This window comes from Streptomyces alboniger (assembly GCF_008704395.1).
In the GTDB taxonomy this organism is placed as follows: Bacteria; Actinomycetota; Actinomycetes; order Streptomycetales; family Streptomycetaceae; genus Streptomyces; species Streptomyces alboniger.
In genome coordinates this window covers 5,554,396-5,571,811 of sequence record NZ_CP023695.1, presented here as the reverse complement: position 1 = coordinate 5,571,811, position 17,416 = coordinate 5,554,396, and the positions used below count along the sequence as shown (strand labels likewise).

At 71.5% G+C, this 17,416-nt stretch carries 13 protein-coding genes and 1 pseudogene; 6 read left to right on the top strand and 8 right to left on the bottom strand.

Annotated features, from left to right (window positions below):
* The first annotated feature begins 22 nt into the window (after nt 1–22).
* Nucleotides 23–682, top strand: coding sequence for an NADPH-dependent F420 reductase (locus CP975_RS36630; protein WP_055530091.1), 660 nt, complete (start codon nt 23–25; stop codon nt 680–682).
* 30 nt (nt 683–712) lie between these two features.
* Here the strand turns inward: CP975_RS36630 and CP975_RS24985 are convergent, their stop codons facing one another.
* The 7 genes from CP975_RS24985 to CP975_RS24955 form a co-directional block, all read right to left on the bottom strand.
* The gene (locus CP975_RS24985; RefSeq protein WP_055530093.1) at nt 713–1,264 is read right to left on the bottom strand and encodes a glycoside hydrolase family 25 protein; all 552 of its coding nucleotides are present in this window, start codon (nt 1,262–1,264) and stop codon (nt 713–715) included.
* Between the two features lie 95 nt (nt 1,265–1,359).
* On the bottom strand, nt 1,360–2,547 hold the full coding sequence (locus CP975_RS24980; protein ID WP_055530095.1) for a YncE family protein: 1,188 nt from the start codon (nt 2,545–2,547) through the stop codon (nt 1,360–1,362).
* Nucleotides 2,547–3,491 carry a polysaccharide deacetylase family protein gene (locus CP975_RS24975; protein ID WP_342787977.1) on the bottom strand — a complete coding sequence of 315 codons (945 nt, stop codon included), beginning with the start codon at nt 3,489–3,491 and terminating at the stop codon, nt 2,547–2,549. Before CP975_RS24975 ends, CP975_RS24980 begins: the two co-directional genes overlap by 1 nt.
* Nucleotides 3,492–3,851: 360 nt before the next feature.
* Complete coding sequence (locus CP975_RS24970) at nt 3,852–4,355, bottom strand: ATP-binding protein (RefSeq protein WP_055530097.1); 504 nt, start codon at nt 4,353–4,355, stop codon at nt 3,852–3,854.
* Between the two features lie 275 nt (nt 4,356–4,630).
* Entirely contained in the window at nt 4,631–5,398 is a 768-nt protein-coding gene (locus CP975_RS24965) for an enoyl-CoA hydratase/isomerase family protein (protein WP_055530105.1), read from the bottom strand.
* An 89-nt stretch (nt 5,399–5,487) separates the two neighbouring features.
* Nucleotides 5,488–6,726, bottom strand: a complete 1,239-nt coding sequence (locus CP975_RS24960; protein WP_150477363.1) for a L,D-transpeptidase — start codon at nt 6,724–6,726, stop codon at nt 5,488–5,490.
* 174 nt (nt 6,727–6,900) lie between these two features.
* The gene (locus tag CP975_RS24955) at nt 6,901–8,058 is read right to left on the bottom strand and encodes a L,D-transpeptidase (RefSeq protein ID WP_246201622.1); all 1,158 of its coding nucleotides are present in this window, start codon (nt 8,056–8,058) and stop codon (nt 6,901–6,903) included.
* 208 nt (nt 8,059–8,266) lie between these two features.
* On the opposite strand from CP975_RS24955, the gene glgX reads away from it, so the two are divergent.
* The 3 genes from glgX (at nt 8,267) to CP975_RS24940 (ending at nt 13,103) form a co-directional block, all read left to right on the top strand.
* The gene (gene glgX, locus CP975_RS24950) at nt 8,267–10,549 is read left to right on the top strand and encodes a glycogen debranching protein GlgX (protein WP_055530108.1); all 2,283 of its coding nucleotides are present in this window, start codon (nt 8,267–8,269) and stop codon (nt 10,547–10,549) included.
* 58 nt (nt 10,550–10,607) lie between these two features.
* The gene (locus CP975_RS24945; protein ID WP_150477362.1) at nt 10,608–11,585 is read left to right on the top strand and encodes a LysR family transcriptional regulator; all 978 of its coding nucleotides are present in this window, start codon (nt 10,608–10,610) and stop codon (nt 11,583–11,585) included.
* 138 nt (nt 11,586–11,723) lie between these two features.
* The gene (locus tag CP975_RS24940) at nt 11,724–13,103 is read left to right on the top strand and encodes an alpha-lytic protease prodomain-containing protein (RefSeq protein WP_150477361.1); all 1,380 of its coding nucleotides are present in this window, start codon (nt 11,724–11,726) and stop codon (nt 13,101–13,103) included.
* Here the strand turns inward: CP975_RS24940 and CP975_RS24935 are convergent.
* Nucleotides 13,046–13,279 (bottom strand): annotated as a pseudogene (locus CP975_RS24935) (LuxR C-terminal-related transcriptional regulator); the annotation flags it as partial. The gene CP975_RS24940 and the pseudogene CP975_RS24935 sit on opposite strands and share 58 nt — an antisense overlap.
* Before the next feature lie 76 nt (nt 13,280–13,355).
* Between CP975_RS24935 and CP975_RS24930 the strand changes: the two are divergent.
* Complete coding sequence (locus tag CP975_RS24930; protein ID WP_055535340.1) at nt 13,356–15,200, top strand: ABC transporter ATP-binding protein; 1,845 nt, start codon at nt 13,356–13,358, stop codon at nt 15,198–15,200.
* A complete protein-coding gene (locus CP975_RS24925) occupies nt 15,197–17,146 on the top strand; it encodes an ABC transporter ATP-binding protein (protein ID WP_055535342.1) in 1,950 nt (649 codons plus the stop codon). The genes CP975_RS24930 and CP975_RS24925 overlap by 4 nt, the downstream gene beginning before the upstream one ends.
* The last annotated feature ends 270 nt before the right edge of the window (nt 17,147–17,416 follow it).

Genomic DNA, 17,416 nt, shown 5'->3' with positions numbered 1-17,416 from the left:
ACGGACCATCGAAAGGGCAGTCATGAAGATCGGCATCATCGGGGCGGGCAACATCGGCGGCAACCTCACCCGTCGCCTCACCGCTCTCGGCCACGACGTCTCCGTCGCGAACTCCCGTGGCCCGCACACCCTGACCGCCCTCGCCGAGGAGACCGGCGCGACGCCCGTCCCCGTCGAGGAGGCCGCCCGCGGCGCGCAGGTCGTCGTCGTGACGATCCCGCTCAAGGCCGTGCCCGACCTGCCCAAGGGCTTCCTCGACGGGGCGGCCGAGGACGTCGCCGTCATCGACACCGGCAACTACTACCCGCAGCAGCGCGACGGCAGGATCGCCGAGATCGAGGACGGCCTGCCCGAGAGCCGCTGGACGGAGCGGCAGATCGGCCACCCCGTCGTCAAGGCGTTCAACGGCACGTACTCCGACGACATCCTCGACAAGCCGCAGCCCAAGGGCGCCCCGGGCCGCGTAGCCCTGCCGGTGTCCGGCGACGACGAGGCCGCCAAGAAGGTCGTACGCGACCTCATCGACGAACTCGGCTTCGACACCGTCGACAACGGCGGCCAGGACGAGTCGTGGCGCCAGCAGCCCGGAACTCCCGTGTACGGCCACCGCGGCGGCGTCGAGGAGATCCGCAAGGCCCTCGAAGCGGCCACCCCGGAGCGCACGGCCGACTGGCGCGCCTGACCCGCCTAGGGGGGCGGCCCGGACGGACGACTAGGGCGACGCCCACTCCCGCATCGCGTCCTCGCTCTCGAAACAGGCGACGTTCTTGTCGATCGGCGACGACGTGTACTGATGGATCTTCCACTGCGCCTGGATGCGCGGCTTGCCCGCCGTGACGTAGTCGGCGATCCACAGTCCGTCACCCGCGTAGGACGTGTCGTCCCGGTTCAACCAGAAATCCCGGTTGCAGTAGAGAATCACCCTGTGACCGGGGCGGAGCCGCTTCACCTCGCGGATGAAGCGGTCCTTCTCCGCGTTGGTGGCGGCCGTGTGGTCCCCCGTCCACTCCCAGTCCACCGCCAGCAAGTCCCCCGTCTGCTCGGGGGCCTTGCTGACGAAGTACTCCGCCTGGGCCGTGATGTTCCCCGGCCACAGGAAGTGGTAGAAGCCGACGACGCAGCCGCCGTCGCGGGCCTGCTTGGTCTGGGCGGCCAGTTTCGGGTTGACGTACGAGCGGCCCTCCGTCGCTTTTATGATCACGAAGGAGAGGCCGTCGGTGGAGAACGTGGACTGATGGGAGCTGACGTCGATGCCACGCAGCATGGCGGCCTCCGAGAGCAGTGATACGCCGGGGGGGTTTGCGAACTGCCCTTTTTGTGCCCGGTGTCGGCATCGATCAACCGTCAACCATCAATCTGTCAACGGAAGATGCCCGTGTGCCCGAGGGAATAGCGCCCGGGCTGCGGGTAGACGGCGAGGCCGTGTGGCCCGCTGCCGACCGGAATGCGGGCCAGCTGGACACCTGTGCGGGTGTCGATGGCGTACACCTCGGAGTCGTAACGCCCCGAGAGCCAGAGCGTGTTGCCGTCCGCCGAGACGCCGCCCATGTCGGGGCTGCCGCCCTGCGGAAGCTTCCACTTCTTGGTGAGTCTGTTCTTCGGGAAGTCGAAGACGGAGATGGTGCCCTCGCCGCGGTTGGAGATGTACATCTCCTTGGAGTCGCGGCTGACGTACAGGCCGTGGCAGCCCTTGCCGGTGCGCAGGAGCTTCGGCGTCGTGAACTTCTTGCCGTCCAGGACCCACATGCCGTGCGCCATCATGTCGGCGATGTAGAACGTCTTGCCGTCCGGGGACATCTTCACGTCCTGCGGCATGGCGCCCTTGAAGGGGATCTTCTGCTGGCCGACGATCTTCATCTTCTCCGTGTCGACCTTGAGGAGTTCGCCGGAGAACTCGCAGGAGACGATGAAGTAGCGGCCGTCCATGGAGAAGTCGGCGTGGTTGACGCCCGCGCAGGTCACGGGGACGGTCTTGACGCGGTTCATGGTCTTCGGGTCGCGGAAGACGAGTTCGCGGTCCATGGAGGCCATGACGATGGCGTGCTTGCCGTTCGGCGTGAAGTAGAGGTTGTACGGGTCCGAGACGTCGACGGTGCGGCCCGTCTCGCCGGTGACCGGGTCGATGGCGGTGAGGCTGTCGCCGAGGTCGTTGTTGACCCAGAGGGTCTTCATGTCCCAGGAGGGGACGACGTGCTGCGGCTGGTCGCCGACCTTGATGGTCTCGACGACCTTGAACTTCTTGGGGTCGATGACGGACACCGTGTCGGACTCGGTGTTCGGGACGTAGACGCGCGGCAGGAACTTCTTGGCCACGGGCGAAAGGGCGTTCGGCCGGTCCGCGGCATAGGCGTCCTTGGGGTCGAGGACGGGCGGCATGCCGGGCAGCCCGGGGGCGGACTTGGGCTTCGCGGGCTTGCGGACGCCCTCGGTACCGAGGGCCTCGTCGGACCGCTTGTCGCCGCCGCAGCCGGCGAGGGCGGCGAGGACGGCACCGGCGGCGAGAGCGGCGGCGGCGCGCTTGGTCAGGTTCAGTCGCGTACGGGACATCAGGTCAGCAGCTCCGTGGTCGTCACCGCGCGCAGGCCGCGGCGTTCCAGTTCTTGCAGGATGTCGGGGAGCGCGGCGACGGTGTCCGCGTACCCGAAGTGCAGGCTCACCACGGATCCCGCACGGACCTCGGCGGCGATCGTGCGGGTGACGGCCGGGGCGCCCGGCGAGGTGAAGTCGAGGGAGTCGACGTCGTACGAGAGGACGTGCGGATACCCCGCGCGGTGGGCGAGGCGGGTGACGAGGGGGCTCGCCGTGCGGGCGCGCGAGGGGCGGAACCAGGTGCCGACGGAGCCGGTGAGGCGCCGCAGGCGGTCCGCGCACCCGGTGATCTCGGCGTAGGCGTCGGCCTCGGACATGTCGTTGATGTCGAGGTGGCGCAGGGTGTGGTTGCCGAGGTCGTGGCCGCCGTCCAGGATGCGGCGGGCGAGGGCGGGGTGTTCGTCGAGCCAGCCGCCGACGGCGAGCACGGTGACCTTGGCGCCCGCCCTCTCCGCCTCGGCGAGCAGCGCCTCGGCGGTGGCGGGATCGCCCTGCCCGTGGAAGGTGAGGGCGACCCGGGGGCGGTCGCGGGGGCCGTGGGTGATCTGTTCGGGGAGGCCGGGGAAGCGGCGGGGCGCGGGTCCTGGCGAGGGCGCCCTGGAGGAGGGAGGGCCGTTGCGTGCGGGGTCGGAGGTGCGCACGGGGCCTGAGGAGTGCGCGGGGTCCGTAGTGCCCGCGGGGCCGGAAGCGCGTGCGGAGTCCGTGGCGCGTGTGGGGTAGGAGGCGCGCGCGGGGTCGGAGGCGCGCCCGGAGCCCGTGGTGCCGCATCCCGCGAGGAGCCCGCCCCCGAGCGTGGCTCCGAGCGCGGCTCCGATCCCCGTGGCGGTCACCGCCGCCCCGGCCCGCAGCACCCCCCGCCGCCTGCCGCCGGGGGCTCCCGCATCCGTCGCATGCTCAGTCACGCGACCATTTAAGGGGCGTAAAGGACGATTTGCGGTTATTGACCCGACTCGCGAGCCCTCCCGGTGGCAGCACCGGACTTTCCGGATCTTGTTTATCACCTGCCACAGCCGCGCTTTAACCAGCCTTTACCAGGCAAGTGGCCCAACTCACCAAGGATTCGCCTTACAGCTGTCCTAATTTGCCCCTTAATGCCCGTGCGGGCCTTTTGGATCTTGAGCCCCCGTCTGCCATAGTCGGGGTCACGACCCCCATTGACCCGGGCTCAGGTCGTCTCGGCGGCCGTGGACACACCCCAAAACCGTCCACGCCGCCCCACGGAGGCCCCCCGCCCGCTCGCGGCCGCAGGGGGCTTTCGCGTGTCAGCGGTCGGAGACCCGCATCTCGAACCACGTCGTCTTGCCGCGCGGCAGCAGATCGACGCCCCAGCGGTCGGAGAGCTTGTCGACGAGGAAGAGGCCGCGTCCGCTCAGGTCCATCTCGTGCACGGGCATCAGACAGGGCAGGCCCCGCGAGGGGTCGCGGACCTCCACGCGGATCCAGCCGCGCCGCTTCTCCATGCGGAGGCCGAAGACCCGGGCGCCGGTGTGCCGCACGGCGTTCCCGACGAGTTCGGAGACGAGCAGGACGACGTCCTCGGTGAGCTTCGGGGAGAGGTGCCAGTGGCGCAGGACGACGACCTGGGCGAGTCGGCGCGCGATGGCGGCGGACTCCGGGCGCGACGGCAGCGGAACTTCCGCGTCCGTCGGATTGCCGAACAACTCGAGCGCCTTCAGCGCGTGTTCGTCCTCTACCGCCGGCGACCAGCGCGCCGCGGTCGCACTCCCGTGCCGCCGCGGCCGTTCGTAACCCTCCAGCCCCGCCATGCCCCCCATCATGGCCGCCCAGAACCCCCGCCGGGGCCGTTCCGAAGGAATAAGCCCCCCGGAACCAACCATTCCGGGGGGTGGAGTAGGCATATGCCACTGGCAGAAATGAGCCGGGGAAGCCGCTCTCACCTGCGATGACTTGTCGCTTACAGGTGATCACTTACAGCCTCGAACCGGGCAGGTTTAAGGCTCTCTTAAGCCGCCGATAAACCGCCCCTTCGGGGGAGGACGTCGGCTGACGTCGGTTCAACTGGAGCGGTGAGCAAGGGAGTTCATACGAACTTCGCCTTGCCGGGGCCCTCCTCGACGAAGCTCCGCATGCCCCGCTGCCGGTCCTCCGTGGCGAACAGGCCCGCGAACCACGTCCGCTCGATGGCCAGGCCCGTGTCGAGGTCCGTCTCCAGGCCCGCGTCGATGGACTCCTTGGCGGCGCGCAGCGCGATGGCCGGCCCCTGCGCGAGCCGTGCGGCCCAGGCGTGCGCCTGCTCGTACACCTCGGCGGCGGGTACGACGCGGTCCACCAGGCCGATGGCGAGCGCCTCCTCCGCCTTCACCTGGCGCCCGGTGAAGATGAGGTCCTTGGCCTTGGACGGGCCGACCAGGCGGGCGAGGCGCTGGGTGCCGCCCGCACCGGGGATGAGGCCCAGCAGGATCTCGGGCTGGCCGAGCTTGACGTTGTCCGCGGCGATGCGGAAGTCGGCACACAGGGCCAGTTCGCAACCGCCGCCGAGCGCGTAGCCGTTGACGGCGGCGACGACGGGCTTGGGGATGCGGGCCACCGCGGTGAAGGACTCCTGGAGGGCCCCGGAGCGCGCGATCATGGCCGCGTGGTCCATGGCCTGCATCTCCTTGATGTCCGCGCCCGCCGCGAACACCTTCTCGCCGCCATAGATCACCACGGCGCGCACGTCGTCGCGGCGCGTGGCCTCGGCGGCGAGTTCCTTGAGGCGGTCCTGGGTGGCGATGTCCAGGGCGTTCATGGGGGGACGGTCGAGCCGGATCGTGCCGACGCCTTCAGCGACTTCGAGGTGTGCAGTCATGACAGGCACGTTAGCGGGGGTTAACGCCGTGGGGCCCGGTGCACTTCGTCACAGTGCGCCGGGCCCCACGGGTCACTCCTCGGGAGGCGTTACGCCTTCCACTTCTCCCACGACATGTTCCAGCCGTTGTAGCCGTTCTCGGGCTGGATGTTCTTGTCCGCGGAGTTCTTCACCACGACGACGTCGCCGATCATCGAGTTGTTGAAGAACCAGCCGGCGGGCGTCTTCTTGCTGTAGCCGCCGCGCACGTCGCTCAGACCTATGCAGCCGTGGCTGGCGTTGGAGTTGCCGAAGACGCCGCCCGCCCAGTAGTTGCCGTGGATGAACGTGCCGGAGGTCGACAGGCGCATCGCGTGCGGGACGTCCTTGATGTCGTACTCGCCGCCGAAGCCGACGGTCTCGCCGTTCATCCGGGTCACCTGGAGCTTCTCGCTGATGACCATCTGGCCGTTGTACGTGGTCGTGCCGGGCGCGCCCGCGGTGATCGGGATCTTCTTGATCTGCTTGCCGTCGCGGACGACCTTCATCTGGTGCGTCTTGGCGTCGACGGTGGAGACCTGGCTGCGGCCGATGGTGAAGTCCAGGGTCTTGGACTGCTTGCCGTAGACGCCCGGGCGGCCCTCGACACCGTCGAGGTTGAGCTTGACGGTGACCTTCGTACCGGCCTTCCAGTACTTCTCCGGGCGGAAGTCGATGCGGTCGTTGCCGAACCAGTGGCCCTCGACCGGCACGGACGGCTCGGTCTTGATCTCGATGGCCTTCTCGACGGCCTTCGGGTCGGTGATGCCGCGCGTGAACCGCACCGAGAACGGCATTCCGACGCCGACCTTCGAGCCGTCCTCCGGTGTGAACTGGCCGATGAAGGTGTTCTGCGGGGTGAGGGTGGTGAAGGAGGTGTCCTTGGCCGACGCGCGGCCCTCGGAGTCCTTCGCCACCGCGTGGACCTTGTACGTCGTGGCCGCCGCGAGGTGGTGCGCGGGCGTCCAGGCCGCGCCGCCCGAGGTGATCTTGCCGGGGACCGGGTTGCCCTTGCTGTCCTCGACCTTGACCTGGGAGAGCTTGCCCTTGTCGGCGGATATCTTCAGGGCCCCGCTGGTGGCCACCGACTTCGCCCCGTCCTTGGGGGCTATCGTCACGACGGCCGCCGACGGGGCGTTCTTGTCCGCCTTGCCCTTGCCGTCCCCGCCCGCGTCCGAGCCGCCCCCGCCGCAGGCCGCCACCGCCAGCAGTGCCGCTCCCGACAGCACCGCTGTCAGCCCTCTGGCGCCCCGCCGTCGCGCGCGCGTGCGCGCGCCAACCGACGTCCCCGATATCGGTCGCCCGTTCAAGATGTGTCTCCCCTCGCACGGCCTGGATCCAGGCCCGCACCCCAGTGCACCTGCGCGTTTCAGACACGCGCCAGCGATAGATAACCATATGGATCCGGGCGGCGACTCCCCGCCAATGTCACCGTTCCGTTCCAACTGCCCGCGGGGTGCGGATGGATCATGGTCGGCCGTTCTTCACCCTGATTTCACCCAGTCCTTCCACCCCATGTTCCAGCCGCCGAGGCCGTTGTCGGGAGCGACTTTCTTGTCATCGCTGTTGACCACTTCGACGACGTCCCCGATGAGGGTGCGGTCGAAGAACCAGCCCGCGGGTGTCTTGGAACTGCCGCCCTTCACGTCGCGCAGGCCCACGCAACCATGGCTGACATTCGTGTTGCCGGGGGCGTCCGGGGCCCAGTAGTTGCCGTGCAGGAAGGTGCCGGAGGTCGTCAGGCGGATGGCGTGCGGCACGTCGGGGATGTCGTACTCGCCGCCGAAGCCGACCGTGCGGCTGTTCATGCGGGTCACTTCGAGCATCTCCGTCACCACCATCTTCCCGTTGTACGTGGTGGTCTTGGGGGCTCCAGCGGTGATCGGCACGGTGGAGATCAGCTCACCGTCGCGGCGCACCTCCATGGTGTGGTCGGCGGCGTCGACCAGCGACTCCTGGTTGCGGCCGACGGTGAACGCGAAGGTCTTGTCCTGGAGGCCGAAGACACCGGGCGCGGCCTCGACGTCGCGCAGCCGCAGTCCGACGGTGACCTTCGTGCCGGGCTTCCAGTACTTCTCGGGGCGGAAGTCCACGCGGGTCTTGCCGAACCAGTGCGGGCGGATGTCGACGGCCGGGCGGGCGGTGACCTCGATGGCGCGCTGCACCGCCGCGCGGTTCTCCACCTCCTGGTTGAACTCCAGGGAGATGATCATGCCGGTGCCGACCGTGGAGCGGTTCTCGGGCGCCACGTAGGCGACGAAGCGCTTGTCGGGGACCTCCGTCCGGAAGGTCGTGTGCCGGGCGGTGCGGCGGCCGTGGCCGTCCAGGGCGACGGCGTCGACCTTGTAGGTGGCGGCGACGGCGAGCGGGCCCTTGTCCAGAGGGCGCCAGGTCATGCCGTCCTCGTCGATGCGGCCGGGCACATCGAACTGCTGCGCGTCCTGCGTCCGGACCACCTCGACCGACTCCAGTCGGCCGCCGGGGACCTTCACCTCCAGCCGTTCGTCGGGCTTGACGCCTCTGCTCTCGTCGTCGGGGGTCACCCGGATCGCGTCCGCGGGTGAGCGCGGTTTCCCGAGGACTCCGTCGAGGCCGCCGCCGGTGCAGCCCGCCGCCCCGGCCAGCAGTCCGGCCCATGTCACTGCCGCGGCCAGCGCGGCCCCTGCGCGCCGTGCGCGCCTCGCAACCTGTCTCACGTGGGACCCAACGACCGTCCCGGCCCGGGGAAACGTGAGTGCGACGCGCGCGCTGGGCAGAACTAGTGGGGAGGACGACGCAGGGGGAGCCGCGGCCGGGACGCCGTATGCCCTTCTTCGCGCGTCGGCCGGCAGAGCCGCGGGAGGCTGACAGGTGTCGAGCGCATCCGAGCAAGGGGCAGTGCGGGAGGCACGGGCGAAGGGGCGCGCCGCGCCCGAGCGGCCGGCCCCCGCGGTGAACGGGAGCAGGAGGCCCGCGGGCCGCGTGGTGCCGACGCGGCCGGTGTGGCCGGGGGCGCCGACGCCGCTCGGGGCACGCTTCAGGGTCGGTCCCGACGGGGTGGCGGGGACCAACTTCGCGCTGTGGGCGGGCGGGGCGGAGTCGGTGGAGCTGTGTCTGTTCGACGACCGGGGCGGTGAGACGCGCTGTCCCCTGACCGAGCTGACGCACGAGATCTGGCACGGTTTCGTGCCGGGCGTGCGGCCCGGCCAGCGGTACGGCTATCGCGTGCACGGCCGCTGGGATCCGTGGACGGGCGCCCGCTGGAATCCGGCGAAGCTGCTCCTCGATCCGTACGCGCGAGCGGTGGACGGTGACTTCGCGCTGCCCGCCGAGGTGTACGGGCATGTGCGCGACTGGCCCCAGCAGCACGTGGCGGACACCGTGCGCGACGACCGGGACTCGGCGCCGTACGTCCCCAAGGGCGTGGTCGTGCACGACCACGCGCCGGACGACGAGTGGGCCGACGACCGGCGGCCGAAGACGCCGTGGGCGGACTCGGTCATCTACGAGCTGCACGTGCGGGGCTTCACCAAGCTGCATCCGGGGGTTCCGCCGGAGCTGCGCGGCACGTACGCGGGTCTTGCGCACCCCGCCGCGCTCGACCATCTCGTACGTCTTGGGGTGACGGCGGTCGAGCTGCTGCCGGTGCACCAGTTCGCGCACGAGGACCATCTGCTGCGGCGGGGGCTCAGGAACTACTGGGGGTACAACTCGATCGGCTACTTCGCCCCGCACGCGGCGTACGCGGCGTCGGGTACGGCGGGTCAGCAGGTCGGTGAGTTCAAGCGGATGGTGCGGGCGCTGCACGAGGCCGGGATCGAGGTGATCCTCGACGTGGTCTACAACCACACGGCGGAAGCCGGTGAGCTGGGCCCGATGCTGTCGCTCAAGGGCATCGACAACCGCGGCTACTACCGGTTGCAGCCGGGTGACGCGCGGCGGTACGCGGACTACACGGGCTGCGGGAACACGCTCCAGGTCGTCCAGCCGCACGTGCTGCGCCTGATCACGGACTCGCTGCGGTACTGGGTGACGGAGATGGGCGTGGACGGCTTCCGCTTCGATCTGGCGGCGGCGCTCGCGCGGTCCTTCCACGACGTCGACATGCTCTCGCCGTTCCTCGCGGTGATCGCGCAGGATCCGGTGCTGCGGCGCGTGAAGCTCATCGCGGAGCCGTGGGACGTGGGGTCGGGCGGCTATCAGGTGGGGGCGTTCCCTCCGCTGTGGACGGAGTGGAACGACCGCTACCGGGGCGCGGTACGGGACTTCTGGCGGGGCGCGCTGCCGGACGTACGGGATCTGGGGTACCGGCTCTCGGGGTCCAGCGATCTGTACGCGTGGGGCGGGCGCAGGCCGTACGCGTCGGTGAACTTCGTGACCGCGCACGACGGTTTCACGCTGCGGGACCTGGTGTCGTACGAGCGGAAGCACAACGAGGCCAACGGCGAGGGGAACCGGGACGGCTCGGACGACAACCGCTCCTGGAACTGCGGGGCCGAGGGTGAGACGGACGACGCGGACATATCGGCGCTGCGGCGCCGGCAGCTGCGCAACCTCACGACGACGCTGCTGCTGTCGACGGGCGTGCCGATGTTCGTCGCCGGGGACGAGATGGGGCGCACGCAGGGCGGTTCGAACAACGCGTACTGCCAGGACAACGAGGTCAGCTGGGTCGACTGGGGGCTGCGGGAGGAGCCGGGCTGGCGTGAGCTGTTCGCGCTGACGTCACGCCTGATAGAGCTGAGGCACCGGCACCCCGTCCTGCGGCGGCGGGCGTTCTTCTCGGGGCGCGCGCACTCGGCGGACGGGCTGCGGGATCTGGCGTGGTTCACGACGCGCGGCACGGAGATGACGGAGGCCGACTGGTACGCGCCCGCGGCGACGCTCGGGATGTACCTCTCCGGGCGTGACATACCGGGCCGTGACGCCCGGGGGGCGCAGGTGGTCGACGACAGCTTCCTCGCGGTCCTGCACGCGGCGGACCGTCCGGCGCGCTTCGTGCTGCCGGGACCGCCGTGGGCCTCGTCGTACGAGGTCGTCGTGGACACCGCGCTGGAGGAGCAGGGGGAGCCGCCCGGCACCGTGCACCGGGCGGGGGGCGCGGTGACGGTGGCGGGGCGAACGGTGTTGTTGTTGCGGGTCCGCGACGCCTGACGCGCGTGGTCTGGACCTACGTATTGCCCCGGCATGCGTCGCGCCCCAAGCTCACCGTATGGACCTGGAGTTGCGGCACCTGAAGACGATCCGGGCGATCGCCGACGCGGGCAGCCTCACCAAGGCGGCCACCGCGCTCGGGCTCGCCCAGCCCGCCCTGAGCGCGCAGTTGAAGCGGATCGAGCGTGTTCTCGGCGGGGAGTTGTTCGAGCGGGGGCGGCACGGGGTGCGGGCCACCGCGCTCGGTGAGTTCGTGCTGGCGCGGGCCCGGGTCGTGCTGCCCGCGGTGAGCGGGCTGCGGGAGGAGGCGCGGCGGTTCGCGGGGGCCTGGGAGGGCGGCGCCGAGTTCCGGCTCGGCGGAACGCACGGGCCGCTGCTCGGCGCGCTGGTGGACCGGCTCGCCGCCGCGCACCCGGGAGTGCCGGTGTCGACCCACACCTCCTGGTCGGAGCGGGACATCGCGGCGCGCACGGCGGCCGGGCGGCTGGACTTCGCGCTGGTGGGGACGTGCGGGGCGAGCGCGCCGCCGGAGAGCGAGCTGCTGGTGTGGCGGGAGGTGGGCCGCGACCCCGTGTTCGTCATGCTGCCGACCGGCCATCCGCTGGCGGGCCGCCAGGAGATCGAGCTGGCGCTGCTGGCGGGTGAGGCATGGGCGGACGTGCCGGGGGACGGCTGTTTCGGGGACTGCTTCACCGCGGCGTGCGCGCGTGCGGGGTTCACTCCCGCGCGGGTGTACGAGACGGATGTCGCGTCCTGCGTCCATCTGGTGCAGGTGGGCCGGGCGGTGGGCCTGTGCCGGGCGACCTTCCCGCCGACTCCGGGCCTGGTGACCAGGCCCCTGGCGGGGACGCCGCTGTACTGGCGTCATGTGCTCGGCTGGCACCCGGCGGCCCCGGCCCGCGACACGGCGGCGGCGGTCTTCGCCCAGGCCCGCACGGCCCACGCCGAGGCGGCGGCCCGCAGCGAGAGCTACACGGCGTGGCTGGCGGCGCCTTCGGCGACGCGGGGCGCTGGGGCCTCGCCGGGCCCTCCTTGACGCGGGGCGCGGGGGTCTCCCCGGGGCTTCCATAACACGGGGTACCGGGGTCAACCGACGTCTACTGGAGTGCTGTTGAGGGTCCTACGGTGTGGGCGAATCCCCGCTCGCCCCCTCGCCCCCCGAGGAGACCCCCACATGCTCCCCATACCCCACAGACGTGCCGCCGCGACCCGCGCCGCCGTCGCCGTCGCGGCCGGTGCGCTGGTGCTCGCCGGGCTGCCCGGCAGCGCCCTCGCGCAGGCCGGCCCCGCCGCCTCCCCGTTCCCCTCCCCCGCCGAGAGCGCCGCCGTCGGCAAGACCTCTCCCGGAGTCTTGAAGGCGATGCAGCGCGACCTCGGCCTCACGTCGGCGCAGGCCAAGGCTCGTTTGGTCAACGAGGCCGAGGCCGGCGCCGACGCGGGAGCCCTGCGGAACGCGCTCGGCCGTGACTTCGCGGGCGCCTGGGTGCACGGCGCCACCTCCCACCAGCTCACCGTGGCCACCACCGACGCCGCCGACGTCCCCCTCATCGAGGCGCGCGGCGCGCGGGCGCGGGTCGTGCCGTACTCGGTCGCCCAACTGGACTCGGCGAAGGCCAAGTTGGACCGGGCGGCGAAGAAGGAGGCGACGCGCGACGCACCCGTCTGGTACGTCGACGTGCGCTCCAACGCGGTCGTGGTGCGCGCGGTGAAGGCCGGCGCCGCGAGGTCCCTCGTCTCGGCGGCGGGCGTGGACTCCTCCCTCGTACAGGTGGAGAGGACCCGGGAACGGCCCCGGCCGCTGTACGACCTCGTGGGCGGCGACGCGTACTACATGGGAGGCGGCCGCTGCTCCATCGGCTTCTCCGTCACCAAGGGCGCGCAGCAGGGCTTCGCCACGGCCGGGCACTGCGGGCGCGTGGGCACGGCGACCACCGGCTACAACCGGGTGGCCCAGGGCACGTTCCAGGGGTCGATCTTCCCCGGCAGGGACATGGCCTGGGTCGCCACGAACACGCAGTGGACCGCCACCCCGTACGTGAAGGGTCCGGGCGGCCAGCGGGTCGGCGTCGGGGGCTCCACGCAGTCCCCGGTGGGTGCGTCGATCTGCCGGTCAGGCTCCACGACGGGGTGGCACTGCGGCACCATCTCGCAGCACAACACCAGCGTCACCTACCCCCAGGGCACCATCAGCGGCGTGACCAGGACCACGGTCTGCGCGGAGCCCGGTGACTCGGGCGGCTCCTACATCTCCGGGAGCCAGGCGCAGGGCGTCACCTCGGGCGGGTCGGGCAACTGCCGCAGTGGCGGTACGACGTTCCACCAGCCGATCAATCCGCTGCTCCAGCAGTTCGGCCTGACGCTCAGGACCACGGGGGGTGGGGGCAACCCTGAGCCCGGTGAGCCCGAGCCCGGGGGTACGTGGGCCTCAGGCCGGGTCTACGCGGCAGGTGACTCCGTGACGTACGGCGGATCCACGTATCGCTGCTTGCAGGCGCATCAGGCACAGGTCGGCTGGGAGCCGGCCGGTACGCCCGCGCTGTGGGAAGCCGCCTGATCGTCGTTGGCCGGCTGCGGGCCCTCAGCCCAGATGCCCCTGCTGTAGGCCTTGGCCTCGCTGATGAACAGTTCCGCGGCTATCGCGCGGTTCCACGTGCCCCTGGCGACGAGCGCGAGCACCTCCCTCTCACGGGTGCTCAGCGGTTCGTTGCCGGGGGCGCGTACGCGTGAGACCTACGACCAGCGGAGTACCGCGTGCGGGCCAAAACTCGGTGGGCGCTGTCAGTGGTCATCCGTAGGCTCGCTCCTGATGCCGAAATCAGATGCGCCCGCCGAGGGGCCCGCCGACGCACCCGCCGAGGGGCGGTCCACCGTCCGGACACTGCTGCGGCTGTGGCCGTACGTGCGCCCGGTCCGGACTCGCCTGATCACCGCGGCGTTCGTCGCGGTCGTCGCCTCCTGTACGGGGCTTGTCTTCCCCCTCGTGCTGAAGTGGATGGTGGACGGCCCGGTGGCCGAGGGGGACGGGGCGGGGGTGTGGCTCGGGGCGCTCGTGCTGCTGGTGCTCGGCCTCGCGGAGGCGTTGCTCTTCGGGCTGCGGCGATGGCTCGTCGCCCGGCCGCTGGCGGGCGTGGAGGCGGCGATGCGTGCGGACCTCTTCCGCCATCTCCAGCGGCTCCCGGTCGCCTTCCACGACCGGTGGGCGTCGGGGCAGTTGCTCTCGCGCGGCACGACGGACCTGATGCTGCTGCGGATGTTCCTCGCCTTTCCGCTGACGTTCCTGCTGGTCAACGGAGCGACGATCGTGGTGGGCGTGATCATCCTGCTGGGCCAGGACTTCACGCTCGGGCTCGTGCTGCTCGCGCCCGTGGCGCCGATGGTGATCGTGTGCGCGTACTACGAGGGGCGGTACACCGCCGTGGCGCGGCGGGCTCAGGACCAGGTCGGCGATCTGACGACGGTCGTCGAGGAGAGCGTGCTCGGCATCCGCATCATCAAGGGATTCGGCCGCCATCGCAGCCAGGCGCGGGCCTTCCGCGAGCTTTCGCACACCCTGCGGGGCACGGAGCTGGCCAAGGCGCGGATCCTCGCGGCGATCTACGCGGTCATCATGGCGCTTCCCGAGGCGGCGATCGGGGCGGCGCTCGTCCTCGGCACGGTGCGGGTCGCGGACGGCGACCTGTCCGCGGGCACGCTCGTCGCCTTCCTGTCGACGGCGCTGGCGCTGCGCTGGCCGGTGGAGTCGATCGGCTTCCTGCTCGCGATGAGCCAGGAGTCGGCGACGGCCACCGAGCGGTACTTCGAGGTGATGGACGCGGAGCCGGAGGACGACGCGGTGACGCCTGCCGACGGGCGCGACCGGCGCCACGGCGAAAGCGACGGTGGACTGCGGTTCCGCGACGTCGAGTTCAGGTATCCCGACGCCCCGCCGGACGCGCCACCGGTGCTCGCCCACGTGGACCTGCACATCCGGCCCGGCGAGACCATGGCCGTCGTCGGCGCGACCGGCAGCGGCAAGACGACGCTCACCGCGCTGGTGCCGAGGCTGCACGAGGTGACCGGCGGGCGCATCACCCTCGACGGCGTCGACATCACGGCGATGGACCGCGAGCGGCTGCGCACGCTGGTGGCCGTCGCCTTCGAGGAGCCGACGCTGTTCTCCGCGACGGTCGGCGAGAACGTCCTGATGGGCGCCGAAGAGAGCGCCGGGGAGGCCGAGTTGGCCCGCGCCCTGGACGTGGCGCAGGCCGACTTCGTACACGCCCTCCCGCAGGGCACCGGCACACAGGTCGGCGAGCAGGGCCTGAGCCTCTCCGGCGGCCAGCGCCAGCGCCTCGCCCTGGCCCGCGCGGTGGTGGGCCGCCCCCGCTTCCTGGTCCTCGACGACCCGCTCTCCGCGCTGGACGTCCATACGGAGGCGCTGGTGGAGGCGGCGCTGCGGCGGGTCCTCGCGGACACGACCGCGCTGATCGTCGCCCACCGCCCCTCCACGGTGCAGCTCGCCGACCGCGTCGCCCTGCTGTCCGGCGGACGCGTCGCCGCCGTCGGCACGCACCAGGAACTGCTGCGGGAGAACGCGGAGTACGCCTGGCTGATGTCGGGCACCGAGACCGGGAACCGCGCCGACCACGCTGCCGAGGAGGCTGCCCGATGACCACCTCGTCGACGTCCACGTCACGGAGCACGGGGCCCGAGCCGGAGCCGGAGCCGGATCGGCCGCGGCCCGCGCACGGCCCCACCCCGCCCACGGACAGCCGCACGGAACCCCCCGTACCGGACAAGCCCGCCGGCGCGGAGGACGACCCCTTCGACAAGGACGACCTCCCCACACCGCCCGGCGCCACCCGCGCCCTCCTGCGCTCGCTGCTCTCCCCGCTGCGCGCCCGCGTCGCCCTCGCCGCCGTGCTGCTGCTCGTCCAGCAGGCCGTCGTGCAGGCGGGCCCGCTGCTCGTCGCGTACGCCATCGACAGCGGCGTACCCGCCGTGCGCGCCGACGACTACGGCCCGTTGATCGCGATCGCCGTCGGCTATCTGCTCTGCGCGGGCGCGTCGGGCGCCCTCCAGTACGCGTTCATCGTCGCCTCCGCGCGCGTCAACCAGGACGTGCTGCTCGATCTGCGCGGCCGCATCTTCCGGCACGCGCAGGCGCTCAGCGTCGACTTCCACGAGCGGTACACCTCGGGGCGGCTGATCTCCCGCTCCACCACCGACGTGGAGTCGCTGCGCGAACTGCTCAGCGAGGGACTCCAGGAACTGATCACCGTCCTGCTCTCGTTCGTCTACATCTCGGCGATGCTGCTCTGGCTCGATCTGGGCCTCGGCGGGCTGGCGGTGGCCTCCTTCGTGCCGCTCTACCTCCTCGTACGCCTCTACCAGCGGCGCGCCGGGGCGATGTTCCGCACCCGCTCGACCGCGATCGCCGGGGTCATCGTGAAGTTCGCGGAGACGGTGAACGGCATCCGGCCGGTGCGGGCCTTCCGCAGGGAACGGGCCAACGACGCGGAGTTCGCCGTGCTCAACCGCCGGCACGAGCGGAGCAACGGCGACGCCATGCTGGAGATGGCCCGCTACGTCGTCGGCTCGCGGCTGGTCGCCAACGTCGCCGTCGCCGCCATCGTCCTGTGGGGCGCGCACCGCGTCGCGGACGGCGGGCTCGCGCTCGGCGTCCTCGCGGCGGCCGTGCTGTATCTGCGGCGGCTGTACGACCCGATCGACCGGCTCGGCATGTTCCTCAACTCCTATCAGTCGGCGGCCGCTTCCCTGGAGAAGGTGGCGGGGCTGCTCGCCCAGACCCCGGCCGTGCCCGAGCCGGAGGCGTCCGCCACGCGCCCGCTGCCGGTCCGCGAGTCCGGCCACCCGGGCCGCGAGGTGCGCTTCGACGGGGTGCGCTTCGCCTACCGCACGGGCGGCGAGGTCCTGCCCCGCTTCGACCTGACGCTGCCCGCCGGGCAGACCGTCGCCGTGGTCGGCTCGACCGGTGCGGGCAAGTCCACGCTGGCCAAGCTGCTCGCCCGCTTCTACGACCCCACGGAGGGCCGCGTCCTGCTGGACGGCGTCGACCTGCGGGAGCTGTCGGGGGCCGAGCTGCGGCGCGGGGTCGTCATGGTGACGCAGGAGGCGTTCCTGTTCTCCGGGACCGTCGCCGAGAACATCGCGATCGGCCGCCCCGACGCCACCCGCGAGGAGATCGAACAGGCCGCCGTGGCCATCGGCGCCCACGACTTCATCACGTCGCTGCCGGACGGCTACGACACGGACGTACGCAAACGGGGTGGCCGGATCTCGGCGGGCCAGCGCCAGCTGGTGGCCTTCGCCCGGGCCCTGCTCGCCGACCCGGCGGTCCTGATCCTCGACGAGGCGACCAGCTCCCTGGACATCCCCGGCGAGCGTGCCGTGCAGCGCGCGATGCACACGGTGCTGCGCGGCCGCACGGCCGTGGTGATCGCCCACCGCCTCTCCACGGTGGAGATCGCCGACCGGGTGCTCGTGATGGAACACGGCCGGGTGGTGGAGGACGGCAGGCCCGCTGAACTCATCGCGGGCTCGGGTTCGTTCGCGGATCTCCACCGGGCGTGGCGGGAGAGCGTGGTGAGCGCCTGACGGCGGCCCTCCGCCCCCGCGCGGGCACTCGCCCCTGTGCAGGGACTCGCCCCTGCGCGTGCACTCACCCCTGCGCGGGCGCCCCGGGCCGGGATGGCCGTCACGGCCTCCCGCCTAGCTCCGCATAGTGAACGTACCGCACCGGCCAACGGACTAATTCCAGCCAACTCTTGATGCGCCCCTGACATACGCCCGGCTCCGGTGCCACTCTTCCCCTCAACCGCCGCACGGCTTTCAACAACGTGGGGCGGCCAGCGGTTCCCCACACGC